This is a genomic window from Cupriavidus sp. 10L43_2 (assembly GCF_056395265.1).
The window spans coordinates 84,157-109,512 of sequence record NZ_JBFTJE010000009.1; the positions used below are offsets into that span (position 1 = coordinate 84,157).

At 67.3% G+C, this 25,356-nt stretch carries 25 protein-coding genes and 1 pseudogene; 7 read left to right on the plus strand and 19 right to left on the minus strand.

From position 1 onward, the window contains the following. Positions 1-74: 74 nt before the first annotated feature. Complete coding sequence (locus tag AC1DEL_RS15005; protein ID WP_477126323.1) at positions 75-1,040, minus strand: LysR family transcriptional regulator; 966 nt, start codon at positions 1,038-1,040, stop codon at positions 75-77. Continuing rightward, positions 1,037-1,603 (minus strand): SRPBCC family protein, encoded by a 567-nt coding sequence (locus AC1DEL_RS15010; RefSeq protein WP_092297553.1) that lies wholly within the window; start codon positions 1,601-1,603, stop codon positions 1,037-1,039. Before AC1DEL_RS15010 ends, AC1DEL_RS15005 begins: the two co-directional genes overlap by 4 nt. Before the next feature lie 382 nt (positions 1,604-1,985). On the opposite strand from AC1DEL_RS15010, the gene AC1DEL_RS15015 reads away from it, so the two are divergent. After that, a complete protein-coding gene (locus AC1DEL_RS15015; protein WP_255370903.1) occupies positions 1,986-3,299 on the plus strand; it encodes an MFS transporter in 1,314 nt (437 codons plus the stop codon). Positions 3,300-3,637: 338 nt separating this feature from the next. Further along, complete coding sequence (locus AC1DEL_RS15020) at positions 3,638-4,645, plus strand: helix-turn-helix transcriptional regulator (protein WP_092297550.1); 1,008 nt, start codon at positions 3,638-3,640, stop codon at positions 4,643-4,645. 14 nt (positions 4,646-4,659) lie between these two features. On the opposite strand, the gene AC1DEL_RS15025 is transcribed toward AC1DEL_RS15020, so the two are convergent. From AC1DEL_RS15025 to sctV, 13 genes are all read right to left on the minus strand, one after another. Then, complete coding sequence (locus AC1DEL_RS15025) at positions 4,660-5,700, minus strand: EscU/YscU/HrcU family type III secretion system export apparatus switch protein (protein WP_092297547.1); 1,041 nt, start codon at positions 5,698-5,700, stop codon at positions 4,660-4,662. Further along, positions 5,697-6,521: a type III secretion system export apparatus subunit SctT gene (gene sctT / locus AC1DEL_RS15030; RefSeq protein ID WP_441645658.1), complete on the minus strand. Its 825-nt coding sequence runs from the start codon at positions 6,519-6,521 to the stop codon at positions 5,697-5,699. Before sctT ends, AC1DEL_RS15025 begins: the two co-directional genes overlap by 4 nt. A 3-nt stretch (positions 6,522-6,524) precedes the next feature. After that, positions 6,525-7,037 (minus strand): flagellar FliJ family protein, encoded by a 513-nt coding sequence (locus AC1DEL_RS15035; RefSeq protein ID WP_092297541.1) that lies wholly within the window; start codon positions 7,035-7,037, stop codon positions 6,525-6,527. Next, positions 7,034-8,395 carry a FliI/YscN family ATPase gene (locus AC1DEL_RS15040; RefSeq protein WP_441590785.1) on the minus strand — a complete coding sequence of 454 codons (1,362 nt, stop codon included), beginning with the start codon at positions 8,393-8,395 and terminating at the stop codon, positions 7,034-7,036. The genes AC1DEL_RS15035 and AC1DEL_RS15040 overlap by 4 nt, the downstream gene beginning before the upstream one ends. A gap of 11 nt (positions 8,396-8,406) precedes the next feature. After that, the gene (locus AC1DEL_RS15045; RefSeq protein ID WP_092297535.1) at positions 8,407-9,015 is read right to left on the minus strand and encodes a type III secretion protein; all 609 of its coding nucleotides are present in this window, start codon (positions 9,013-9,015) and stop codon (positions 8,407-8,409) included. After that, entirely contained in the window at positions 8,997-9,788 is a 792-nt protein-coding gene (locus AC1DEL_RS15050) for a type III secretion system protein SctK (RefSeq protein ID WP_477126324.1), read from the minus strand. Before AC1DEL_RS15050 ends, AC1DEL_RS15045 begins: the two co-directional genes overlap by 19 nt. Beyond that, on the minus strand, positions 9,785-10,576 hold the full coding sequence (gene sctJ / locus AC1DEL_RS15055; RefSeq protein WP_477126325.1) for a type III secretion system inner membrane ring lipoprotein SctJ: 792 nt from the start codon (positions 10,574-10,576) through the stop codon (positions 9,785-9,787). The genes AC1DEL_RS15050 and sctJ overlap by 4 nt, the downstream gene beginning before the upstream one ends. After that, positions 10,573-11,064: a hypothetical protein gene (locus AC1DEL_RS15060; RefSeq protein ID WP_092297527.1), complete on the minus strand. Its 492-nt coding sequence runs from the start codon at positions 11,062-11,064 to the stop codon at positions 10,573-10,575. Before AC1DEL_RS15060 ends, sctJ begins: the two co-directional genes overlap by 4 nt. A gap of 82 nt (positions 11,065-11,146) precedes the next feature. Next, positions 11,147-11,350, minus strand: coding sequence for a hypothetical protein (locus tag AC1DEL_RS15065; RefSeq protein WP_092297932.1), 204 nt, complete (start codon positions 11,348-11,350; stop codon positions 11,147-11,149). Positions 11,351-11,426: 76 nt separating this feature from the next. Beyond that, a complete protein-coding gene (locus AC1DEL_RS15070) occupies positions 11,427-12,572 on the minus strand; it encodes a BON domain-containing protein (protein WP_092297524.1) in 1,146 nt (381 codons plus the stop codon). After that, on the minus strand, positions 12,573-14,288 hold the full coding sequence (gene sctC, locus AC1DEL_RS15075; protein WP_092297522.1) for a type III secretion system outer membrane ring subunit SctC: 1,716 nt from the start codon (positions 14,286-14,288) through the stop codon (positions 12,573-12,575). A gap of 45 nt (positions 14,289-14,333) precedes the next feature. Further along, a complete protein-coding gene (locus AC1DEL_RS15080) occupies positions 14,334-14,600 on the minus strand; it encodes a flagellar biosynthetic protein FliQ (protein WP_092297519.1) in 267 nt (88 codons plus the stop codon). A 7-nt stretch (positions 14,601-14,607) separates the two neighbouring features. Further along, positions 14,608-16,653, minus strand: coding sequence for a type III secretion system export apparatus subunit SctV (gene sctV, locus AC1DEL_RS15085; protein WP_477159107.1), 2,046 nt, complete (start codon positions 16,651-16,653; stop codon positions 14,608-14,610). A 356-nt stretch (positions 16,654-17,009) separates the two neighbouring features. On the opposite strand from sctV, the gene sctQ reads away from it, so the two are divergent. From sctQ to AC1DEL_RS15110, 5 genes are all read left to right on the plus strand, one after another. After that, positions 17,010-18,095: a type III secretion system cytoplasmic ring protein SctQ gene (gene sctQ, locus AC1DEL_RS15090; protein WP_477126327.1), complete on the plus strand. Its 1,086-nt coding sequence runs from the start codon at positions 17,010-17,012 to the stop codon at positions 18,093-18,095. Continuing rightward, positions 18,092-18,751, plus strand: a complete 660-nt coding sequence (gene sctR / locus AC1DEL_RS15095; protein WP_092297510.1) for a type III secretion system export apparatus subunit SctR — start codon at positions 18,092-18,094, stop codon at positions 18,749-18,751. The genes sctQ and sctR overlap by 4 nt, the downstream gene beginning before the upstream one ends. Positions 18,752-18,879: 128 nt before the next feature. Beyond that, entirely contained in the window at positions 18,880-20,184 is a 1,305-nt protein-coding gene (locus AC1DEL_RS15100; RefSeq protein ID WP_092297507.1) for an MFS transporter, read from the plus strand. 25 nt (positions 20,185-20,209) lie between these two features. Further along, entirely contained in the window at positions 20,210-21,442 is a 1,233-nt protein-coding gene (locus tag AC1DEL_RS15105; protein ID WP_477126328.1) for a metal-dependent hydrolase family protein, read from the plus strand. Between the two features lie 90 nt (positions 21,443-21,532). Then, positions 21,533-22,435 (plus strand): LysR substrate-binding domain-containing protein, encoded by a 903-nt coding sequence (locus tag AC1DEL_RS15110; RefSeq protein ID WP_477108015.1) that lies wholly within the window; start codon positions 21,533-21,535, stop codon positions 22,433-22,435. A 15-nt stretch (positions 22,436-22,450) separates the two neighbouring features. Here AC1DEL_RS15110 and AC1DEL_RS15115 read toward each other — a convergent pair whose 3' ends face one another. The 4 genes and pseudogenes from AC1DEL_RS15115 to AC1DEL_RS15130 all read right to left on the minus strand — a co-directional run bounded on the left by AC1DEL_RS15115 (position 22,451) and on the right by AC1DEL_RS15130 (position 25,356). Next, positions 22,451-23,545, minus strand: a complete 1,095-nt coding sequence (locus AC1DEL_RS15115) for a M14 family metallopeptidase (RefSeq protein ID WP_092297498.1) — start codon at positions 23,543-23,545, stop codon at positions 22,451-22,453. A gap of 109 nt (positions 23,546-23,654) precedes the next feature. Continuing rightward, positions 23,655-23,828: pseudogene (locus AC1DEL_RS15120) on the minus strand (DUF2846 domain-containing protein); the annotation flags it as partial. Positions 23,829-24,517: 689 nt separating this feature from the next. Then, entirely contained in the window at positions 24,518-25,051 is a 534-nt protein-coding gene (locus tag AC1DEL_RS15125) for a hypothetical protein (RefSeq protein WP_477126329.1), read from the minus strand. Further along, positions 25,042-25,356: a hypothetical protein gene (locus tag AC1DEL_RS15130; protein WP_143093919.1), complete on the minus strand. Its 315-nt coding sequence runs from the start codon at positions 25,354-25,356 to the stop codon at positions 25,042-25,044. The genes AC1DEL_RS15125 and AC1DEL_RS15130 overlap by 10 nt, the downstream gene beginning before the upstream one ends.

The window sequence follows — 25,356 nt, forward strand, 5'->3', positions numbered from 1 at the left end:
ACCGATTCTGGTGGCCGGTGCCGCATCGCGTCCAACAAATCTTTCGGGTGGCGCGCGATAAAGAAATCCGATGACTACGAGCCTGCGTGGGAGGTTTCGGGCATGGCGGTGGCCAGCACCGGGGAGGCCGCCGTGGCCATGTCGTCGCCCACTTCGAGGCAGAAATCGGCCACCACCTGCGTGGCGATCTCGACGATGGACTCGTTGACTTCCAGCCCCGCGCCGATGCGCCACGAGGCCACGATGTCCAGCGCCGGCGGGTGGTTGTCCACCTGCACCACGGCCAGCGTGCCGTCGGCCAGTTCCTGCCGGACCAGTGCCGGCGGCACCGCGCCGATGCCGAAGCCATCGCCAATCAGCCGCGTCATGGCCGCCACCGAGTTGACGCAGTTGATGCGCGGCGAGGTCACGCTGTTCAGGTGGAACAGGCTCAGGATGTCCTGGTGCGGCCGGGAATTCTTGACGAAGGTGATCACGCGCTCGGCGCCCAGCGCCTCCAGCGACGGGTACGGGCGGTCATAGGCGCTGCCCTTCGCCACGATCCAGCGGATGGGGTAGCGCGCCAGCTCGATGTTGCGGACGGTCTCCAGCCGCAGCAGGTCGGTCTGGAAGATCACGTCGAGGTAGCCCTTCTGCAGTTGGTCACAGAGGTTGAGCGCGGCATCGGCAGTCAGCTCGATCTCAAGCTGCGGATAGGCCTGCATCGCGCGCTTGACCACGGTGGAGAGCCAGGTATGGATGACCGAGTCCATCGCGCCGATGCGCACCCGCCCCGCGATGGTGCGCGAGCGGTCCAGCGATTGCCGCAGATGGTGCATCGTGTTCACCATCTTCTCCGCGTACTCGAGCACGCGCTGGCCCTCGGGCGTCAGCGTCACGCCTCGCGAATCGCGCAGGAACAGCTTCACGCCGAGGTCTTCCTCCAGCACGGCAATGCGGCTGGAGATGGACGCCTGCGTGCTGAACAGCTTTTCGGCGGTCAGCCGGAAGCTGCGCAGACGCGCGACCCAGACGAAGGTTTCGAGGAAACGCAGGTTCATGGGGTGGGGGCTTGTGGGAGAGGGGCGACAACCGTCGCGGATTTTGCGTCGGCCGCGGCTTCCAGCGCCACCTCCTCCGCCCTCGCCTTCAAATTCCCCAGCGCGGCCTGCATCGCATCCCCCAGCGCGTGCGGATACTCGGAGCCCGCGCCATCGGGCAGCGCGAAGGGGTCCAGCCACACCTGCCACGTCAGGATCGTGGTGCCGGCGTCGAGGCCCGGCTTGGCCTGCAGGCGCCCGCGCGTATGGCCGGAGAGCTTGCGGTAGCTATAGGCGTAGGGCCCCTTGTCGGTCAGGATGTCCACGGCCGGCAGCCCGCCCGCCTTGTAGACCATGCGCCGGACCGTGCCGGGCGCGCCACTGCCGAGCACTACGTCGCAACGTTTGAATTCGCCGTCCCATTTCGCCAGTGCGCAGTAGCCGCCGGCCTGCTGCCACACCAGGTCGGCGTCGGCGTTGATCGCCACCGAGCGCTCCACGGGCACCAGTTGGGCGTGCGCGGCACCGGCAGCGCCAAGCAGCAGGACCACGAGCAGGGGTCGAAGCGAGAGGTTGGGGAGCATGGGAATGGGCGTGCAATGAGATTGCCGCAAGCCTACCGGCGACGTGCGCGCGCGACCACTACCGAGCACTCGTAGGAAACCCTTGCCTACGGATCTCCGTAGGAAGTGACGGGGCTGGCGCGCCGTATGCTTACGCCTTCCCCTGCGAAAGGGGGGCATCGGCACGATCAGGGAAAACCCCGAACCGCTGCGCGGGCGCTCTCCCGCAATCCCCCGAATTAGCTGCCTTTCAGCACAGGATTCAATTTTTCTTATCGGCCCTCGCCCGAAAAACTAGTTGGACGCGAGGGAGGCGCGGTTTCAAGAATGCAGGACAAGAACAAGAAGAACCATCGGCAAAGCCCTGGCAAGAGACCACGACAAGACCACGAAGAGGAAAGGCATGGAATCGCAGATCGGCCGTATCGACACCCCCGCGCAAGCTGACACCACCCCGCACGCCGAGCCATCGCGCGGCTTCTTTTCCTGGTATCGCGACATCACCCCCAACGAACGCCGCACGTTCTGGAGCTGCAAGGTCGGCTACGCGCTGGACGCCATGGACACGCAGTTCCTGAGCTTTGTGATTCCCACGCTGATCGCCACCTGGGGCATCTCCCGTGCGGACGCCGGCTTCATCGGCACCGCCACGCTGCTGACCTCCGCCGCCGGCGGCTGGGTGGCCGGGATCCTGTCGGACCGCATCGGCCGGGTGCGCACGCTGCAGCTGACCATCCTCTGGTTCGCCTTCTTCACCTTCCTGTGCGGACTGGCGCAGAACTATGAACAACTGCTGATTGCCCGCGCGCTGATGGGCTTCGGCTTCGGCGGCGAATGGACCGCCGGCGCCGTGCTGATCGGCGAGGCGATCCGCGCGCAAGACCGCGGCAAGGCCGTGGGCATGGTGCAGGCGGGCTGGGCCATCGGCTGGGGGCTTGCCGCCCTGCTCTACGCGCTGGTGTTCTCGCTGCTGCCGGCCGAGACGGCATGGCGCGCGCTGTTCCTGATCGGCCTGTTGCCGGCCGTATTCGTGATCGTGCTGCGCCGCATGGTCAAGGAGCCGGAGGTCTATACCGAGCACAAGGCCCGGGAGGCCCGGCAGGACCAGGACCGCGCCTCTTTTACCGCGATCTTCTCGCCGAAGCTGCTGTCCATCACGCTGCGCGCCGCGCTGCTGACCACCGGCGCCCAGGGCGGCTACTACGCCATCACCACCTGGCTGCCGACCTTCCTGAAGACCGAGCGCGGCCTGACCGTGCTCGGCACGGGCGGCTACCTGGCGATGGTGATTGTCGGCTCCTATATCGGCTACGTGACCAGTGCCTACCTCACCGACCGCATCGGCCGCAAGCGCAACTTCATCCTGTTCGCGATCGGTTCGATGACCATCGCGCTGGCCTACACGCACATCCCGGTCAACGACACCGTCATGCTGCTGCTCGGCTTCCCGCTCGGCTTCTTCGCCTCGGGCATCTTCGCCGGCATGGGCGCGTTCCTGACCGAGCTGTTCCCCACGCGGGTGCGCGGCTCCGGCCAGGGCTTCTGCTACAACGTGGGCCGGGCCATCGGCGCGTTCTTCCCGTTCCTGATCGGGCAGGTGAGCCAGCAGATGACGCTGGGCCACGCCATCGGCATCTTTGCCGCGGCGGCCTACGGCGTGCTGATCCTGGCCGCGCTGACGCTGCCCGAGACGCGCGGCAAGCAGCTGGAGGACTGACATGCAAGACGCGGTGCACAAAACCATGGACCGGACAGGGAAAGTGGCGACGACACCACGGCGCTTGCGGCATCGGTGCCGACTGGCGTACGCTTGCACCCACGCCGCGCCCGCCGCCCAGAATCATAAGATCGACCGGCCGCGTGGCGTTCACCATCAGGTCCATACGGGCCGCGCCTTCATGGCCCGCACCCAGCCAGCACAACACTAGAACACCAGAACATCGACAGCCCGGGCCCATGAGCCCGCGCAGCAAGGTGCAGCAACGGTTTCCGACGGGATCCGGGTCAGCAGTATGTGGAGCCAGACGGCTCGGCAGGCATACGCACGGAGGCCTTATGACCAGAGCAGTAGAAGTTGTATCCGGCATGGACGCGGGGGCGTCCGCACTGGATACCGCAAGCACGCTGCGCGCCCGCCGCGCGGCGCCCGCCATGGCGAGCCCGACCAGCCCCACCATGGCGCACCACGGCATCCGCTTCTATGGCGAACGCCAGATCGTGCCGGTACGCGCGCGGCCCCGCCAGGGCGGCTCGCCGGGGCTGGTCTCGGCGCTGGCCGGCGAAGGCACGCACGAGGGCCGCAGCACAGTCATGCAGGCCGCGATCCACGCGATCGGCTTCGACTACCTCGGCTACGGCACCGCCGCCAACGTGGGCGGGCACATCCAGCCGCGCACGTTCTTCGACACCTATACGGCCCCCGGCTGGCGCGACCGGTACTTCCGCGAGCGCTATTTCGAGATCGACCCGCGCAATCCGCAGCCCGGCATGTTCGGCCTGCCGATGGTGTGGGACGCCGATGACCTCGAACACACCCCGCCCGGCGGCATTCCGCCGCTGCGCCTGCGCCGTTTCCTCGACGACCTGCGCGACGCCGGCATCCGCAGCGGGGTCTTCCTGAACCTGCCGATGCCGGGCACCAGCGACATCGTCATCATCAGCTTCATGTCGGGCATCGAGAGCCGCCGCTGGATTGGCGACACGGTGCTGGGGCAGGCGCTGACGGTGGGGCTGGGCCTGCACGAGTTCCTGACCTGCCATGCCGAGATCCCCACGGCGGGCCGACCCAAGGAGGGCTTGTCGGACGTGCAGCGCGACATCCTCGCCTGCCTGGCGCAGGGCCTCTCCGACAAGGAGATCGCGCGCCGCATGGACATGTCGATCTTCAACGTGGACTACCACATGCGCCGCCTGCGCAGCCACTTCGGCGTGCGCAACCGCGTGCAGCTCGCGGCTGCCGCCACGCTGCTGCGCCCCGCTGCGCCGCTGCCGGGCCACCCGGTTGCTGGTGACACGGCGCCGGCCATCATCACCGATCATCGCGCCGCCGCGCTGGCAGGCTGAGGGCGCCGGGGGACTTACTCCTCGCCCGTGGCCCAGCGCATGAGGTCTGCCACGCGCGTATAAAGCGCGCGATCGATCGGGCGGTCCAGTGGCACGCTCATGTAGAGCCTTTGCGCGAGGTCGGAATCGAACGCCGAGGGAATCAGGTAATCGGCCGCCGCCTGCCGGATGCGCGCGGCCACGTGGCCACCGCCCTTGGCCAGCACGCGCGGCAGCGTGCCCGGGCCGTCGTAGCGCAGCGCCACCGCGTATTGCGTGGAATACACCACCGCCGTGGACACGCGCACGCGCTCGCCCACGCCGAAGAACGCCGCCTCGAAGAAGGCCGCGCGGCGCCGCCCGGCCATGATCGGGTCGCCCTGCGTGTCCTTGTGCTCGCGCCGGTACTCCTCTACGCTCATGCGCTGCTGCTTCATGAACTGGTAGCGCTCGTGCACGTAGTCCACCACGGCCATGATCAGGTAGATCAGCGCGGCCCAGCAGCACATGCGCAGCAGGATGTAGGCCACCAGCACCAGGATTTCGGCCGGTCGGGCGTGGCCCGAGCGCACGCCGTCCTCGATGGCGCCGAGCGCGAGGATATAGACCAGCCCGCCCAGCAAGGCGATCTTCAGCACGATCTTGGCGAGGTTGACCAGGTTCTTCACGGCGAACATCCGTTTCAAACCTTCAGCGGGATTCAGCCGCGCCATGTTCGGCTTGATCTGCTCGAATGCCACCAGCGGCCCCACCTGGACGAAGGCGCCGAGGATGCCGCACACCAGCGCCACGGCCGCCACCGGCAGCACGCCCATCAGCAGGAAGCGCGCGCTGGCCTCGCCAAGCACCAGCATTTGCTGATCCTGCAGATGCTGCGGTACGGCACCCATCGCGCTATGCCAGAGCGCCTGAAACAGCCGTACGAAGTAACGGCCGAGCACCCACAGCAGGGCCAGCACACCGAGGAACACCACGGAGGACGTCACGTCCGTGCTGCGCGGCACCTCGCCGCGCTTGCGCGCCTCGTCCAGCTTGCGGCGGGTCGCTTCGAGGTTCTTCTCGCCGTCCTGGCTCATGGGCCGCCTCCCCCTCCTGCGCTCATGCCCTTGCGCAGCAGGTCGATCAGGGTATTGTCGGGCCGCAGGAAGCCCTGCAGCGTGTCCACCATCACCGCCAGCATCAACACCAGCATCAGGAACGCCACGGTGATCTTCACCGGCTGGGCGAACTGGAACACATCGAACTGCGGCACGAAGCGCGCGATCAGCGCGAAGCCCAGCTCCACGATGACGAGCAACAGCAGGATCGGCGCGGCCAGCTTCACCACCCACGAGAACAGCGTGCCGGCATAGGCGCCGGCGAACCCGATTGACGACAGCGACAGCTCAGGGCCGAACGACATCACCGGCCAGAACGCGAACGACTCGATGATCACGCCCGTCATCGCGAAAAACCCGCCGAACGAGGCAAACAGCGCGATGCCGAGGTGGGACAGCAGGTTCTCCATCGGCCCGTCTTCCTGCTGGGTCACCGGGTCGAAGAAGGTGGCGTTGCCGGAGCCGGTCTGGAAGTCGATCAGCTCGCCCACCATCTGCAGCGCCACGAAGAACAGGCCGAAAGCCATGCCCAGCAGCAGGCCGATGAACGCCTCCTTGAAGATCAGCACCAGCCACAGGCCGTTGGCGATATGGTCCAGGTCCACCCGCGCGCCGGGCGAGACGAACAGCGCGATGGCCAGCACGATGCCGTTGCGCGCCACGCCGGGCACGGCCTGATGCGACAGGAACGGCAGCACGGTAAACGCCGTGAGCAGGCGCGGCATGACCAGCACGATGGGCATGACCACCTCGCGCCCCCAATGGAACAGCCATGCCGGATCGATGGTGGAGCCCTGCATGCGCTATGCCGCTCCGTCCACATGATCGGCACGATCGGCACGATGCCAGCCCCGTACGGCGGCCTCGTCCACGGCCTCGTCGTCGCGGCGTTCCAGCCCCGCGCGGGCGTCGGCCCGGGCCCGCGCCACCAGTTCACGCGCCCCGACCAGCCGCCCATGGGCGCGCAGCAGCGCCTGACGGCTCTCCTCGAACACGGTGCGGCGGCGTTGGACCTCGTCCAGCGCCTCGGCCAGCCGCGTGTTGGCGCGCCCGATGCGGGCGTCGAAGGCGGCCTGCCAGCCCTGCGCGTCCAGCAGGCCGGACACCGACACCCCGCCCTGCGTGGCGCCATCGCGCAAGCGGGTGATAAAGGCGGCGCGCTCGGCCAGTGCGCCCTGCACGGCCTGCTGGGCGGTTTCGGCATCCCGCAGGCCTTCCATCACCCAGGCGCGGTGCTGCTGCATCACGCGCGTGGCGTCCTCGTGGCGACGCTGGCGCACCGACTCAAGCTGGGCGAGTCGCGGATCGTGGCTCATGGTTTCGCTTCCTGCCGGATGGCCTGCGCCAGCTTGGCGAGCGCCCCGGCAAAGGTGTCGAGCCGGATCGCCGGCTGGGTCAGGTAGGCGCGGATCGCGCCGATGGCGCCCACCGCCGCGTCGGCCACGGCATCGGCGCCGGGCCGGTACTCGCCAATCTGCAGCAGCAGCTCCATGTCCTGGAACTTGGCCAGCAGCTGGCGCAGGCGCAGGGCGTCCTGCTGATGCGGGCCAGCCGCCACCTGCGGCATCACGCGGCTGACCGACTGCAGGATGTCGATGGGCGGATACTGGCCCGCGCTGGCGAGCTTGCGGGACAGCACGATATGGCCGTCGAGGATCGAACGGACTTCCTCGGCAATTGGGTCGCTGTCGTCCTCGCCTTCGGTCAGCACCGTATACGCGGCGGTAATCGACCCCTGTACGCCGGTGCCGGCGCGCTCCAGCAGTTGCGGCAGCATCGAGAACACCGAGGGCGGATAGCTGCGCCGCGTGGGCGGTTCGCCGCCGGCCAGCCCGATTTCGCGCTGTGCGCGGGCCAGCCGCGTCAGGGAGTCCACCAGCAGCAGCACGCGCTTGCCCTGGTCGCGGAAGTGCTCGGCGATGGCCGTGGCGGTGTAGGCGCAGCGCACGCGCTCCATCGGCGAGCGGTCGGACGTGGACACCACCAGCACCGTGCGCGCCATGCCCTCCGGGCCCAGGCTGTATTCGATAAATTCGCGCACTTCCCGGCCCCGCTCGCCCACAAGCGCCACCACGTTCACATCGGCCGCCGAACCCCGCGCCAGCATGCCGAGCAGCGTGCTCTTGCCTACGCCCGGCGGCGCGAAGATGCCCACGCGCTGGCCTTCGCCCAGCGTCAGCAAGCCGTCGATGGCGCGCACGCCAGTGGCCAGCGGCTCGCGGATCAGGCGGCGCGTGAGCGGATCGGGCGGCTCGTTGTCGATGGGCACGCGCGTCACGCCCACGAGCGAACCCTTGGCATCGATCGGCTCGCCCAGCGCATCGAGCACGCGCCCGAGCAGCGCGGCGCCGGCCGGGCATTGCGGCCCGTGCATCGCCGGCACCACCTCGGTCAGCGCGGAAATGCCGGTGATGCGACCCAGCGGCGTCAGCACGGCAGTCTGCTGCATGAAGCCGACCACCTCCGCCAGCAACGGCGCCTCGCCCGGCGTGACCAACTGGCAGATCTCGCCGACATGCGCCTGGATGCCGGTGGCATGGATCAGCATGCCGACGGCCTTGCTGACGCGGCCACGCATCGCCACCGGCGTGAAATGGTCGAAGGCGCGGCCCAGGTCGGCGGCGGCATGCTGGAGCGCAGCCTGGATGTCGGCGGCGGGCAGTTCGGTCGCCATGGTCGTCTCCGTCAGCTAGCCTGCAGGCGCCGCGCGAACGCCTCCAGCTGGGCCTGCAGGCCCACTTCCATCGTCCCGGACGGGGTCAGGATGCGGCAGGCATCGGCTTCCAGGCTCCCTTCCACCACCACGTTGGCGCGGCGCGGCCAGTCGAGCGTTTCGGCCAACTGGTCGAGCAGGCCGCGCACGGTCTGTTCGCGACCGAGCGGAATCTGGATGGTGATGAACGGCTCGGCGCGCACCAGCGCCTCCACGCGTTGCAGCGCCACTTCGAGGATGATGTCCGGGTCCAGCTCGCCCGCGATCTGCTGCACGGCCTTCATGACGATCTCGGCCATGGTGCGGCGCATGCCGGTGAGCTGCCGCTCGGCCTCGGCCGCCGCGCTGACCTGGGCCGCCGCGTGATCGGCCTGCGCGCGGGCCCAGCCGTCGCGGTAGCCGTGCTGGCGCCGCTGTTCGGCCTCGCGCTGGGCCTCGGTGCTGATGTGCAGCGCCTCGCGCCGGGCGGACTCGATGACCTCCGCCGCATCCATCAGCGCCGCGTACTCTGCCTCCTTGAGCACCTTGCGCTCTGACAGCAGCTGCAGGTTCTCGCTCGTGATCAGAAAAGCCAGTGCCATGCCGGGAACCGTTCGGGAATCAGGTTAAGCAGCAGGAGTTCGCGCAACTGCGCGGCCTGCGCGCGGGTCAGCGCCACGGGCGGCAGGGCCGCCAGCCGGCGCGGGAACTTGCGCATCAGCGCCTGCCGCAACGGGGCGCCGTAGCCGGCCATCAGGCCGCACAGCAGCCGGTAGCCACGCTCGGCCATCACACGGCCCACGCCGGGCGGGCGGGCGCGCAGCGGGGCGAGGTTCATCGGCAGCTCGCTGAGGTCCGGCACGCGTTTGAGCAGGAAGGCCACCGCCTGCGCGTCGATCCGCCGCGCCACACGGCGCATGGCGCGCGGCAGCTGGCCGATCAGCGAGCCGGCGATCGATTCGATATTGGCGAGCGGCGCCGGCACGATGCGGCGCTCGCTGGCGAAGCCGGGCTTGTGCACGGCCAGCCCCACCCAAAGTGCCAGCAGGCGCAGCGCGGGACGGTCCATCAGGACGATGCGCGGGAGGACATCGGCGCGGGCATCGCCATCGCCGGTCAGCACGCGCACGAGGGTGTCCCGGGTCACCACGTCGGCGGCAAGACCCAGTGGCGCGGCCAGCAGGTCTGCCGCCGCCGCGCCGAAACGCGCAGGCCGGCGCCACGCGAGCGGCCAGTCGGCGGGCAGCCAGCTCGGATGCAACTGCGCCAGCGGCCGTTGCAGCAGCCCCGCCACTGCCCGGGCCAGCGCGGCATCCGGCAGGGCCGGCAATGCCGGCGCCAGCGCCGTGGGCAGCGCGGCGGCGGGCAGGCTCATGACAGGCCCCGCGACTGCGCACGCGGCGGCCAGCGCAGCCCGCCACGCTTCCAGGCCAGTGCCCCGGTGGCAATCAGCGCGGCGGCGAGCACCACCATCAGCGCGATCAACGCAAAGCGGCCCACCGGGAACGCCCCGGGCACCGCTGCTGCATGGGCGACGGGCGTGAACGGCCGCGCCTCCACCAGCGACAGGGACACGCTGTCATGCGTCACCCCCTCGATGCTGTGCGCCACCATGTCCTTGACGGTCGGCACCAGCAGCCGCAGGTCCACATCCGGCCGATGCTTGATAAAGACGGCCGCCGACGAGGGGCGGATCTTGTCGGAGAGCGGATCGGTGGCCGGAATCACCACGTGTACGCGCGCCGTGACCACACCATCGATATTGCGCAGCGTCTCGGACAGCTCCTGGGAGAGCGCATAGATATAGCGCATGCGCTCCTCGGTAGGCGTGGCCACCAGCCCCTGCTTCTGGAACACCTGCCCCAGCGAGGCGAAGCGCTCGCCGGGCAGCCCCTCGCTACGCAAGATCTCCAGCGCGGCGGGTAGCTGCGACTCCTCCACGCGCACGCTCCAGTTGCCGTCCTGGTTACCGCCGCCCGATTCGCCGGCGCGCGCTTTCTCGGCGTTGAGCCCATCGGCGGTGAGCGCGGCCAGGATCTGGTTGGCCTCGTTCTCGTTCAGGGAGGCGTACAGGTCCACCTTGCAGCCGGCCAGCGCCAGCGCGGCGACCAGCGGCAGGGCCAGCCGTGCGCGGCACATCCAACGGGGAAGGGATGCGGTCATTGCTGGTTCTTCAGCAGGCTGTTGAACAGGTTGGTGCCGGCACTGCCGATGCTCGACGTGACGTGGATCGACGAAAACAGCTCGAGCGACTGGGTCTGGAGCATCATGGCCTGATAGACCACGTCGGAGGTGCTGCCGGTGTGGATGGCGGCGAACATGCCTTCGCGCATTTCCTGCAGCCGTGTGGCCTGCCGGGCGGCTTCCTCGCCGGCAGACACGTAGCTGGAGCGGATGGCATTGCCGAGTGTGGTGGACGACGGGTCGCTGGCGGCCTGCGCCGCATGGGCACCGCGCGAGCCATCGGCGGCCTGGCCGCCGCGCACCATATCGGAAAAGGTCTGGGCGTCGGCGGGGTTGGCCTGACTGGCGTGAGTCGGCGCGGCAGGCGGCGCCTGGTGCGCGGCCAGCGTGGCGGCGTCCGAGGTCGGGCCCGCGTTGCCCCCGGCGCCCGCTACGGCCCCGGTGGCGGCAATCGTGGTGGGATCCATGGTGGTTCTCCCGTGTATGTGGCGGTTGATGTCTTCCTCCCCCGCCCCCGGGAGAGGAAGACAACAGACAGCATTGCGAACGTCAGTTCGTGCGCGAGGTCTGCTTCACATCCTGCATGGCGCCCTGGATCAGGTTCGCCTTCTGCGTGTTGTGTGCCATCTCGCTGCTGACGACCGCGTTCTGGCGCGTCAGCGTGTCCTGCAGATTCAGGATGTTCACGGAGAACTCCTGCGCCTTCTGCTGGATCTCATTCATCTTGGCGTTCAGGTCCACTTCATTTGCCATGGTTTGCTCCTTGGTGGGTTGACGACCTTCCGCCAGGCCCCCAAAGGCCGGCGGCATCTGCATCGCGTGATGCAAATTACTTGCGTTGCGGCGGCGCGGGCGCCGGGCTGTCGCGCAGCACCACGCCATCCGCGTCGATTCGTTCGATTTCGGCACCGTTCTTGAGCACCGCCCCTTCGAAATACCGGCTGCCGTTGGCCAGCTGCACCGAGCGCTTGCCCTCGCCGTCCTCGGTGATGCTGACCACGCGGGCTGGAAACACGCCCTGCCAGTTCTCCATCTGGCCATCCCGCACCTGCCGGCGGCGGTTGTCCACCGTTTCGCGGTAGTCGATGCGGTCCGTGACCAGCACGCCCGGGTGCAGGTCTTCGGTCAGCCGCTTGACCTTGTCGCGCCCGGCCGACGGATCCGCTGTGCCGCTGAGCAGCACGCGGCCCTGCCCCTGATAGGCGATGCCCACGCCGGGCTCGTCCAGATAGCGCTGGATGTGCTCGATCAGATCGTCGGCGGAACGGAGCTGCTGCTGCACGGCGCGGCCGTAGGGCGCCAGCGCCTGGGTCACGCGCTGGCGGTCCACGCGCGAATTCACGAAGCCGCGCACGGCGACCGTGCCGTTGGGCTGCGAGACCACCTCCAGTTCGGGAAACGCTGCCACGGTCTTGCGTACCGCCGCCGGGTCCACCTGCGCGCCGGGCACCGGGGCGCCGCGCTGCGAGAGCGTGGCTGCGGCCCAGCCGGCGCCCACCAGCAGCACCGTGGCCGCCACACCCATCGCCGCCATCAGGGCGCGCCCATGACGGCGGGCCGCTTCGCCCTCGCCCTGCCCGTCCGCCTGCCGCTCGGCGCGGCGGCCCGACTCGGCCCAGGCGAACAGGGTGTCGGTGGCTTCCGTCGCCGCCGGCTGCGCGCGCAGCAGCTCCACATCGAGCGAGCCGATAGTCAGGATGTCTCCGCCGGCCAGCGCGAACACGCGCTGCGTGGTGGGACGGCCGTTGATCTCCACGGCGGCATCGCCCACGCGCTCGGCCGAGACCGCCACGTCGCCCACGTTGAGCACCAGATGGCGCGGCTGCACGTCGGCGCCGGGCACGCTGATGTCCACCTCGCCGGCGGCACCCAGCACGTTCTCGCCGCGCCGCAGCGTGACGAGACGGCCGTAGACATCGCCCCCGAGGAACCGGAGCGACCAGCCCGAGTTGCCCTCATGCAGGATGTCGGCCATTTAGCTCATCCCCGGCAGCACGAGGCGCGGCGTGAGCAGGTAGAAGCGCTCCATATTGTTCTGGCGCTTCTCCTGATACTTGAACAGATTGCCGATGATCGGCACGTCCTGCAGCAGCGGCACACCGGACGAGGCGTTGATGCGCTCCTCGGTGGTATACCCCGCGATCAGCAGGCTCTTGCCCTCCTCCACCATCGCCTGCGTGGTGATCGAGCGGCGCCGCACCACCGGAATGCGATCCACGGTTTCGCCCGACAGGTTGCCGTCGGCAATGTCGATGGTCAGCATCACCGCGCGGCTCTGGCTTTCATCGACCACCAGCGGCGTCACCCGCACGGCCGTGCCGGCGGTCACGTTGAAGAGGCCGGCGTCCTGGAAGCCATCCACCCGCACATAGAACTCCTGGAGGTTCTCCAGCGCGGCTTCGGTGTTGTCCAGCGTCAGCACCTTGGGCCGGGCGACGAAGTTCGCCTGCCCCCGGTCCGCCAGCGCCTTGACCCGTGTGAGCAGGAAGCGCGTGACATCGTTGCCGATGGCGCCCGTGAACTGCAGGCCGGAAGCCGCCGACGCCGCCGTGGTGCCCGCCTCCGAGGTCAGGTTGCCGAAGGTCAGCGGCGCGTTGTTATTGCCCCCGCCGATCTGGAGGTCCACGTGCCGCGTGTGCAGGCGCCAGTCCACGCCGAGGCTGTCCAGGTCCTCCTGGCTGATGTCCATGATCGTCACCTCGATCTCGACCAGACGCGGCTTCACGTCCAGCGATTCGATCAGGCGACGGTACTGGGCCATGTGGTCGGGCGTGTCGCGCACGAGCACGGCGTTGAGCCGGGTGTCGGCCTGGAACTGCGGCAGTTGTCCGCTGCCCCAGGCGTTGCCCTGCACGTCGGCGGCGATCATGCCGTTCCCGCCCATGCTGTCGAGCACCTGGCCCGGATCGGCGGATGGAATGCTCATGCCGCCGCTGTCGCCGGTGCGCAGCTTGGCCATGCGCGTGGCGCCACGGCTGGTGCCCAGGCTCGGGTTCGAATTCGCCAGCGATCCGCGATTGCGGCCATAGAGATTGCGCAGCACGCTGACCACGCCGGGCACGGTCATCTCCTTGCCGGAGCGGTTGATGCGAAAGTCAGACGCCCACGAGTACTTGAGCGGGAAGAGCTGCACCTCGGCGCGGTCATCGGCGATGGAGCGGTCGTCCACGGCGCGCACGGCGGCCCGCACCGTCTCCACATAGCGCTTGGGCCCGGAGACCATCAGCGTGCCTTCGGCGTCGTTGATGGTGATCGGATAGCGCGCATCGGGCACCTGCATCCGTACCAGCGACTCGCGCAGCCGCGTGCCGGCGCCGCGCGCAATCGGAATCACCTCGTTGCGCGCCTCGTTGGCCACGTCGATATAGAGCAGCGAGCCGTCGTAGTAGTACGTCAGCCCGAACATCGCGCAGACGCTGCGCAGCACGTGCTGGGCGGATTCGGTGAACTTGCCGCTGATGGTGCCCTCCACCTTCGGGTCGATCACGGCGGTGGTGCCCTGCGAGGCGGCCAGCTCGCGCAGGAAGTCCGGCAGCCGCTTGTCGCTGGCGGTGGCGGCGAACGGCTTGCCGGACCAGCGCAGGTCGGCCGCCTCCGCTGCCCCGGCCGTAGCCAGCAGGCACAGGCCCAGCAGCAGCGCCATGCAGGTGCGCTGGATCTTGTTTCGGTGCTCCCCAGGGTGCGGCGTCATGTCGGCTCGGTCTCTTTCGGTTCTTGTGGAAGGTTGCGGAGCACTTCAGAGAAACGTCAGCATCGTTTGCAGTGCGCGCTGCGCAAAGCGCATCACTTCGCCGCCCAGCCAGCCGCCCAGCAGCACCAGCGACACCAGCACGGCAATCAGCCGCGTGGACGTGCCGATGCTCTGGTCCTGGATCTGCGTGACGGCCTGCAGCACGGCCACCACCAGCGCCACGACGGTGCCAATCAGCACCACGGGCAGCGTGACCCACAGCACCACCAGCAGCGCCTGGCGGGTGATGTCGAGGATGGTGTCGGCGGTCATGGCGGTCTTACTCGCTCGCCGGGTTCTGGATCCAGCCCACCGGCACCAGCGTCACGTCCTCGTCGACTTCCTGGTACGACAGCACGGCGATACGCGGCGCCACGGGCTCGATCAGCCGTTTGATATAGCGCCGCACATCGGTGCTGACCACGACCACCACGCGCGCGGCGCCGGCTTTCTCCAGCAGCACGCGCAGTTGCTCGCGGATGTCGCGCGTCACGTCGTGGCTCAGCAGCAGAATGTTGCCGCGCGCCGCGCGCTCGATGGCGCCTTGCACGCGCGCTTCAAGCGCCGGTTCGAACAGCACGGCATCGATCGACCGTGCCGGGCCCACGTGGCGGCTCGTGATCAGTCGCCCCAGATCCACGCGTACCAACTCGGTCAGCGCGATGGCGTCGGTCTCCTTCGGCGCCCAGGTCACCAGGCTTTCGAAAATCGTGCGCAGGTTGCGGATGGGCACGCCCTCCTGCAACAGGCGGCGCAGCACGTCGGTGATGCGCTGCAGCGGCACGACCCGGGCCAGTTCCATGACCAGGTCCGGTGCATCGGCCTGCACCACGTGGATCATCGCCTGCACGTCCTGAATGCCGAGCAGCGGCGCCGCGTGCTGCTTGATCATGGCGCCGACGTGCACGGCCAGCACTTCCTCGCAGGACAGCGTGCGTACGCCCTCAGGCGGCGGCGCGTCGCCGGCGGGCGCGGGAATCCACACCACCTCCGGAAACGGGCCGAAGGGCACGCCGACCTCGGCCTCGCCCTGGTCGATACGGGCGCGCGCGCCGGGCTCCAGCAGCCGCTTGCCGGGGCGCAGCACGCCGGCCGACGCCACCACGTCCTGCACGCGGATGGCGTAGGCGTCGCGCTCGGCCAGCGGGCGATGCGCGATCCGCAGCCGGGGGAACACCATGCCGAGGTCCGCCTCCACCTCGCCCTTGGTGGTGGTCATGCGCTGTTCGAACTGGCGCAGGTCGATGCGACCACGCAGGGCGTCGTCCAGCTCCAGCGCCAGCGCCGGGGCCACGGCGGCGGCATTGGCGTCCGCCTCCGCATCGCCCATCTCGATCCACGTAACCGTGCCGGTGCTGCGCGCGGCGCGGCGCATCAGCAGGTAGCCGCCGCCGGCCACCACGATGGCCATGATCCCGAAGGTCCACTTGGGGAAGCCCGGCACCACCAGGAACACGGCGATGGCCAGCCCCGACACCACCAGCGCCTTCGGCTGGCCCAGCAGTTGCCGGCCAATCACGTTGCCCAGGTTCAGCGAGCGGGTGCGGTCTTCATCGGACGAGACCCGCGTGATAACCACGCCGGCCGCGATGGACACCAGCAGCGACGGGATCTGCGACACCATGCCGTCGCCAATGGTCAGGATGGCGTAGCGCTGGAGCGCCTCGCCGATGCTCATGTCCCGCATCAGCGTACCGATGCAGATGCCGGCCAGGATGTTGACCAGCGCGATCACCACGCCGGCAATGGCGTCGCCCTTGACGAACTTCATCGCGCCATCCATCGCGCCATGGAGCTGGCACTCCTGTTCCAGCGCGCGGCGGCGGTCCTGCGCCTGGGCGGCCGAGATGGTGCCGGCGCGCACGTCGGCGTCGATGCTCATCTGCTTGCCCGGCATGGCATCCAGCGCGAAGCGCGCGCCGACTTCCGCCACGCGCTCCGAGCCCTTCGCGATGACGATGAACTGCACGATGGCGATGATCAGGAACACCACGCCGCCCACCACCACGTTGTTGCCGACGATCAGCTTGCCGAAGGTATCGATGATGTGGCCCGCGTTGGCGTGCAACAGGATCAGCTTGGTCGAGGCGATATTGAGCGACAGCCGGAACAGCGTGGTGAACAGCAGCAGCGACGGGAACGTGGACAGCGACAGCGCGGACGGGATATAGGTCGCCACGATCAGCAGCGTCAGGCTCATGCCGAGGTTGATCGTGAGCAGGAAGTCGAGCAGGAACGTGGGCAGCGGCAGCACGAACAGCGCAATCACGGCGAACAGCAGCAGCGTCAGCGCGAGGTCTGACTGGCGCGACGCGACGGCGGCCATCTGCTGGAGCCCCGGTGAAGCGGGCCCCAGACCACCACGTGGGAATGCCGGAAGTTTTGCCGGGAATTTCGCCATGAATCAGCCCAGGTTGAGCGGAGTTTCGACAGTTGCCGCAGTGTATGGGCCACCTCCGGGCGCGACCAGTACCGAGGATTCGTAGCGCATGGCGCACACGCCGCGCCATACGACGCCCAACCGCGCCACGGCGGGGGCTAGCGGATGCGGGCAGGTGGGGGCCTACAAGGGCTCGTAGTGGACGCGGCTGCACCCGGCTGCGTATTGTTGGCTCGAATCGAGTTGGCGCGAATCGAGAGACACCCCTTCCATCCATCAACCGGGACCGACCGCACCGCGACATGCCATCGAACGTGGCCACGCTGGACACCGCGCCAGACCTGCCTCATGTGGAGGCCGACACCGCGCGCCTGATGAACTGGCTGACCTGCCGCGCCGCACCCGTGCCGCTGCGGCTGGCCGGCCATGACTGGCGCGCCCGCTTCGTGCCGCCGGACGGCGCCATCGCCGCACGTACAGCGCAGGGCTATGCCTTCACGCTCGGCACGCGCCACGGCCGTATCTGCCTGGACGTGGCGAGCGAACGGACCCTGCTGGGCGTGCCGGGTGCCGCCGAGGCGCTACCTGTGCTGCTGCGCCACGCAATCATGGCCGATGCCTGCGCCGACGTGGCCGCTGCCGTTGGCGCCGTGCAGCCGGACGCGCTGACGTGGCATCCGGCGCCTGCCGCGTGGCCGTCGAATCTCGCCGCGCTCGGTGTGGAACTCACGCGCCCCGGCGCCGCGCCGCTGCGCGCGGTGCTGCAGTTCGAATCGCCGGAGCGGCTGGCGGCATTGCCCGCCGCGCCGCCCGCGCGGACCGCGCCGTGGCTGGCTGCCCTGCCGGCCCCGCTGGCCGTACGCATCGGCACCACCACGATCACAGTCGGCGAGATGCGAGAGATCGAGCCGGGCGACATCGTCAGCATCGAGCGTTGGCAGTCGCAGGCGGGCGCGCTGGTGGTGCGCTGCGCCACGGGCCAGCGCGGCATGACGTGGACCGCCGTGGCCGAAGGCCGCCGCGTGACGGCGCTGGACGACATCACCTTCCTCCATGGAGCCCATATGGCAGACACGCATCCCGAAGGACACCGCGCCGCCGAGCCCGGCGCGCCGGCCGACATTCCCCATCCCGATGCGGCGCAGGCGACGCTTTCGCACCTGGACGGCCTGGAGGTAGAACTGCGGTTTGAAGTTGGCGATGTGGCGGTGCCGCTGGCCGAACTGCGCGCCGTGAAGCCCGGCTACGTGTTCGAGCTGCCCCAGCCGCTCAAGCAAAGCGAGGTGCGCATCGTGGTGAACGGCAACCGCATCGGCACCGGCACGCTGATCGCCGTGGGCAACCGGCTGGGCGTGCGCGTGGCGACCTTCGCGGCAGGCGACGCATGAACAACGGCCTCTACAATCCGGTACTGATCCTCACCGTCATCCTCGCCTTCGGCGTGGCGCCGTTCGTGGCGTTGATGGTGACCAGCTACACCAAGCTCGTGATCGTGTTCGGGTTGCTGCGCGCCGCACTGGGGCTGCAACAGGTGCCGCCCAACATGGTGCTGAACGGCATCGCCATCATCCTGACCGCCTACATCATGGCGCCGATCGGCTCCGATGCCTTCGACGCCATGAAGCGCCGCGCCGAGTCCAACGCCGCGTTCAACGTGGGGGACGTGGTGGTGGTCTACGACGCCGTGAGCGGGCCGCTCAAGGCGTTCCTGGTGAAGCACACCGAGGAACGTAACCGCACCTTCTTCGTCCAGTCGGCCAAGCGGATCTGGCCCGAGGGCCGCGCCGATGACCTCAAGGCGGACGACATGATGGTGCTGATCCCGAGCTTCACGCTCTCCGAACTGACGCGCGCGTTCCAGATCGGCTTCGTGGTCTATCTTGTGTTCGTGGTGGTGGACCTGATCGTCGCCGCCATCCTGCTGGCGCTGGGCATGTCGATGATCGCCCCGACCACCATCTCGGTGCCGTTCAAGCTGCTGCTGTTCGTGATGCTGGAAGGCTGGACGCAGCTGATACAGGGGCTGGTGCTGTCGTATCGGTAGCGGCTGGCAGCGGCCTGGCACAGCCCATGCATGCGCTGACGTCATGACCGCATGCGCAGATTTCGTTTCTCGCGTCATCGCGGCGCCCCTAACATCGGCCTGAACTGCCATAAAAGGGAGAGAGAGACATGCAAGCCAGCGCCCCCGCCTACGCGGCCGACCAACCCCGTGTCGGCGCCAGCCAGCGACGCCGCGCCATCATCGCCACGGTGATCGGCAACGGGCTCGAATGGTTCGATTTCACGGTGTACAGCTTCTTCGCCGTGATCATCGCCAAGCTGTTCTTCCCCACCGGCGACGAACTGACTTCGCTGCTGCTGGCCGTGGCCACCTTCGGCGTGGGCTTCTTCATGCGCCCCGTGGGCGGCATCATCCTCGGCATCTACGCCGACCGCGTGGGCCGCAAGGCCGCGCTCTCGCTGACCATCCTGCTGATGGCACTGGGCACCACGCTGATCGGCATCGCCCCCACCTATGACCAGATCGGCCTGTTCGCGCCGCTGCTGATCGTGGTGGCCCGGCTCATGCAGGGCTTCTCCGCCGGCGGCGAGATGGGCGGCGCCACCGCCTTCCTGACCGAATACGCGCCGGAAAACCAGCGTGCCTATTACTCGAGCTGGATCCAGGCCAGTATCGGCGTGGCCGTGCTGCTCGGCGCCGCTGTAGGCACTTTCGTCACGGCCTCCCTGAGCACCGAGGCGCTCAATAGCTGGGGCTGGCGCCTGCCGTTCCTGCTGGGCATGGTGATCGGCCCCGTGGGCTACTACATCCGCCATCACCTGGAGGAAACGCCCACCTTCCGCGAGACCACCGACAAGACCGACTCGCCGCTGACCGAGGTGCTGCGCGACTACCCGCGCCAGACCGCCGCCAGCTTCTCGATGGTGATCCTGTGGACGGTCTGCACCTACGTGCTGCTGTTCTACATGCCGACCTACGCCGTGAAGGTGCTGAAGGTGCCGCAATCCACCGGCTTTGTCGCCGGCATGGCCGGGGGCATGGCGATCATGGTGTTCGCGCCCATCGTCGGCCTGCTGGCGGACCGCATCGGCCGCCGTGGGCTGCTCTCCGGCGCCGCCGCGCTGATCTTCGTGCTGGCCTGGCCGATGTTCGCCTACATCAACCACGCCCCGGGGCTGGCCTCGCTGCTGGTGTTCCAGGTGGTGTTCGGTGTGCTGATCGCCACCTATACCGGCCCGATCCTGGCCGCCTTCTCGGAGCTGTTCCCGGCCAAGGTGCTGTCCACGGGACTTTCCGTGGCCTACAACATGGCCGTGACGATCTTCGGCGGCTTCGCCTCGTTCTTCATCACGTGGCTGATCGCCACCACGGGCAGCACGATGGCACCGGCCTTCTACGTGATGATTGCCGCCGCCATCAGCTTCGTCGGCACGCGTCTGGTGCGCGAGCCCGCCTATCTTCGCAAGCATTGAACGGAAGTCTTTCCGCTACAGCCTCATGACTCAAATCCTGCTCCAGGGCGGCAACGTCCTCGACCCCGCACGCGGCACGGTGCTGCCGCGCCATGATGTCCTGATCGACGGCGAACGGATCGTCGAAGTCTCGGCCACGCCCATCCACGCGCCGCAGGCCACCGTGATCGACGTGACCGGCAAGACCGTGATGCCGGGCCTGATCGACTGCCACGTGCACGTGCTGGCCTCGCTGGCCAACCTCGGCGTGAACGCCGTGCAGCCCAACGTGCTGGTGGCCTTCCGCGCCATGCCGATCATGCGGGGCATGCTCGAGCGCGGCTTCACCACGGTGCGCGATGCGGGCGGTGCGGACTGGGGCCTCTCGCAGGCCGTGGCGACCGGGCTGATTCCGGGGCCGCGCATCTTCCCGTCCGGCAAGGCGCTCTCGCAGACTGGCGGCCATGGCGACTTCCGGCCGCGCTCGGACACGCTCGAGCCCTGCTCGTGCGCCTTCCGTGCCGGGGCCATCGCCCGCGTGGCGGATGGGGTCGATGCCGTGCGCCTCGCTGTGCGCGAGGAAATCCAGAAAGGCGCCACGCAGATCAAGATCATGGCCTCGGGCGGTGTGGCATCGCCGACCGACCCCATCGGCAACACGCAGTACAGCGAGGACGAGATCCGCGCCATCGTGGCCGAGGCCGAGGCCGCCCAGACCTACGTGATGGCCCATGCCTACACGGGCCGCGCCATCACCCGCGCCGTGCGCTGCGGCGTGCGGACCATCGAGCACGGCAATCTCGTCGATGCTGCCGCGGCCCGCGTGATGCGCGAGCACGGCGCCTTCGTCGTGCCCACCCTGATCACCTACGACGCGCTGGCGCGCGACGGCGCACGCCTCGGTCTGCCTGCCGACTCGGTCGCCAAGATCGAAACCGTGCGCCAGGCCGGACGCGATTCGCTGGCCATCTACGCCGAAGCCGGCGTGCAGATGGGCTTCGGCTCGGACCTGCTCGGGGAAATGCACCAGTACCAGTCCGAGGAATTCCGCATCCGCGCGGAACTGCTCGGCAACCTCGAGGCGATTCGCTCGGCTACCTCCATCGCCGCCGCCATCCTCCAGCGCGACGGGGAACTCGGCACGGTACGCGCCGGCGCGCTGGCCGACCTGATCGCCGTCGATGGCGACCCGCTCACCGATATCGGCGTGCTGGCCGGCCCCGATGCCCGCATTGGGCTCGTCATGCAGGCCGGCCGGGTGCATCAGGCACCTCGCTAGTGCAAGACTCGGGGGACGAACGGTAAAACGTGTCGCCGCCCGGCGTGGGACTTATCATGGCGGCTCCTGCCGCCATGTTTTCGTTCCCCCATGCGCATCTCACCCCTGCCGCCCCTGCCCTGCCTGGTCGCCTTCGAATCGACCATGCGCCACGGCAGCTTCACGCGCGCGGCCACAGAACTCCATCTCACCCAAAGCGCCATCAGCCGGCAGGTAGCGCAACTCGAGCGCTTTCTCGGCAAGAAGCTGTTCGTGCGCGAACCACGCGCGCTGCGGCTGACCGTGGCCGGCCAGCAGTACGCCGAGCAGGTGCAGCGCCTGCTGGTGGCCTGCGCCGAGGCCACGGAAGACGTGATGAAGCGCAAAGGGCAGGTGGAGCTGTCGGTGGCCTGCTCGTCCGGCGTGGCGGTGCTGTGGCTGGCGCCCCGGCTCGCCGCGTTCCGCGCGCAGCATCCCGACTACCGCGTGCGACTCATCGTCAACGACAGCCTGGCCTCGCTGGCCGGCACGGACTTCGATATCGCCCTCTACTACCTGCGCGAAGGTGCCCCGAGCGGCCTGGCCGCGCGGCGGCTCTACGACGAGGAGGTCTTCCCCGTGTGCGCGCCCAGCTACCTGCACGGCCGCAAGCTGGCCGTGGCTGACCTGCCGAAGGAGACGCTTCTGGTGCTGGAGGACGCCCAGCGGCAGTGGATGTCATGGCCGACGTGGCTTACCCGCAATGGCCTGCGCGATCCGCGCATCGAACATGAACTGGTGGTCAACGCCTATCCGGTGCTCGTGCAGATGGCCATCGAGGGCCAGGGCATCGTGCTCGGCTGGCGGCACATGATCGACAACTGCCTGGATGCTGGCGTGCTGGTGCGGGCCTGCGATGCAAGCGCCTCGCTGGGCGGCGGCTACTACGCGGTCTGGCCGCGCGACCGCGTGGAGCCGGCGGCGGCGCGCTCGTTCCGGAATTGGCTGGTGGAACAGAGTGGTGCGCAGGCGTAGCTTGCCAATACGCCGCTAGGCCACGCCCACGCCCTTCCGCACCGCCTCCAGCACCTGCGCGACAACGCCGTCGCGCCAGTCATCGGCGTCCCCATAAAACGCCCGCCAGACCGCAAGCTTGATCAGCGCGCGCTGGTTCTCGTCAGCCTCGGGGTGGCGATGGAGCCAGTGGTCGCCGCGCAGCGCATCGAGAACCTCCGCCAGTGGCAGCGTGCCGAATTCGAGCGCGATACCCGCATAGTCGATGCTGCCCAGCGTCTGCGGCACCGCCTGCCACGCCAGCCCCGTGAGGTTGGCCGACGTCGACGAGCCGTCATAGATCGACGTCACACCCGCTCCCCAGATCTCGCGGGCCTTGGCGATTTGCGCGGGCTCGTCCGGCCCCATATAGATCGGCTCGCCATAGCCCCACGGGCCGAGGCCGGTGTGGATATCGATCCAGCGCAGCACCTGCCGGTCCGCGCCAAAACGCGCCAGGATGCGCCGCAGCGTGTAGTTGCTCCAGGCCGGCTCCTGCCCACCGAAAAAGAGCCCGCCCGGATCGTGATACTGCCCGGCGCTGACCGCCGCCTGATACCACCCCATCCCACGCTCGGCCGCAATCTTCATCAGCGCGGCCTGATCCGCATCCGACGCCGGCCAGTGTGCCGGCAGCAACAAGGGCGCCACCTCCGCATACGGCGCGTTCGTCGGCAACGGTTGATCGAAATCGATGAAATTCCGATTCAGATCGACGTTGTCCTCATTGACCCGCCGCAGGTGCGAAAACCCGTACGGATTCACCGCATGCACGAACAACAACGCATAGCCGGCCTGGCGGCACTCGGCATGGAGCGCGGTATCGCCCAGCAAGGCCACTTGGGCACCGGATCCGCAAAACCCTTCGGCGCCGTGGGTGCCGGAAGTGATCATTAATACGCGCAGCGCATCAGCGGGGCCAATCCACGCCACGTCGATGGCAAGCACCTCGCCTTCGCTGCCGGTTTCGGTGGGATGGGGAAATTCAGTCAGCGTGGCGCCGGCCTGGCGCGCTGTGGTGAGGAATTTCTGTCTTGCTTCCGCGTAGCGCTGGGCAAAGCAGCGGGCGATGGGGCTGGCGCTGGCAGGCATGGCGGGGCCTGGAGGGAGTGGAGATTTGTTTATTTAACGCCATTTTTTGGGGGTGTGCCAAGGCTTACCGTGGAGGATGCCGAAGCCAGCATCCTCCCAACGACTTCTGTTACTTCGCGGCCGTCTTGACCTGATCGCCCGTATAGCTCAGCGACGAGAGATCCTCTTTTGCTTTTTCCGGCGTTTCCAGTTCCAGCACGACGCGACCAACCATCAGGCCCATCGACGGCGAACTGCGTACGTACTTCGTTTCCCCAGAAACGCGCACAAAGCTGAGGGTCTGCATCATCACTTTGGGTTCCCTGAAACGTTAGGCCGAAAGACCCTTTTCGACCCCTCCGCCCCCTGCGGGAAAGATTCATCACTCTGGCATAAAAAACACCGCAATACTGCCATCAGTACGGCGACAAATATAATCGCTGATCAGAGGGAAAATAGTACCCGTTGAGGCCTTACCAAAGATTCCACAAGGAAAGTATGAAGCCCTTTTAATTCAAAAATTAGTTGGTCCCGCTCAACAGCTTCGATCAGAGGCTCATTTGAGGAGGTCCAACCACGTACGAATTCTATTTTATAAATTGGATTCACAATCAACATATCAATCCTTTTCCATAGATAATTCGCAACCTTCTCTGTAACCGATGAATCGACCTCATCTTCCTCAAATTGATCGAATATTGTCCCTATTTCCACATTGAGATCGTGCCAAAAATCAGAGGAAAATAACCACTCTGACGACAACCCAGAGAGCCGAAATGAATTAGCATTTGGCTCCGATTCACTTCCCGCACCTGCAGCGACCTAAAACGTCGATTCTTGCATTTTCATCGAAATCGTCTCCAGTTATTTACGCGCATCATCATTTTTGAAATGCGTCAATCCATTTCTCACCCCCGAAGGGACACCCGTTTGCGTCGTCTTTCCATTTCCAACCAATGGAACGTTGTTGGGGATTTGGCTCCCACTCTTATCTTAATATTGTCCCGTTGAACTTTGAACGCGGAAATAATTACCGGCGTTATCATAAACCACGGACGCACCGGCAGACGGATTCGTATAGACGGTTTTTCCAGATGTGGTGTATGTGACTTGCGCATTCGATCCCGCAATATTCTGTATTGTTTGGCTTAACGAGCCATCCGACCAGTTTCCACTATTCGCCGCCGCTCTTGCCGCGCCTTGGGCATTGTAGACCGGCACCGGGCTGCGAGCCCCGCCGAGTACCAGTGGATTCGGCGACACCACCGGGGCATCGGCCAGACCGTTACCAGTAGTGGAGCGCGTCTGCCCAAATGCTGCCCGCTCCTTGTCGAGGAACTTGCGAATCTCGTCCGGCGTGCCGGGCTTTCGGCTGCCGCTCGTCGCATTGTTCAGCGCCTCATTTTGCGCAGCCAACCCGGCGGAAGTTACGTCACGCCCCAACAGCGCGCCAGTCTGTCTTTTTTTGGAACTTGCGCATGGCACGAAGAAGGAAACTGAGCTTAAGGCAGTGAGCGTCAACTCCAAATAACAATTGATTTTCCTGGAACGCGAAGTTGCATTGCCTCAGGGCCGAAATAAGCATCGCTCGTTAACGCGACCTTCACGCAAACACCATTATCTAGGACAATGATCGCTTCTTCCGTAGTTTCCTCAACCCTCACAACGATCGAGCCAGTTAACGGCGAGCGCTCTGGATCCTTGAAAGTTACCTCATAACTATTATATATATTTAAAGTTATACCCTCCTCAAACATGACTCCACCGTCCTGTGGAGTCATGTCAATTTCAACAATTTTTTTACCGACGAGAATCGAAAGCGCGCTCGGCAT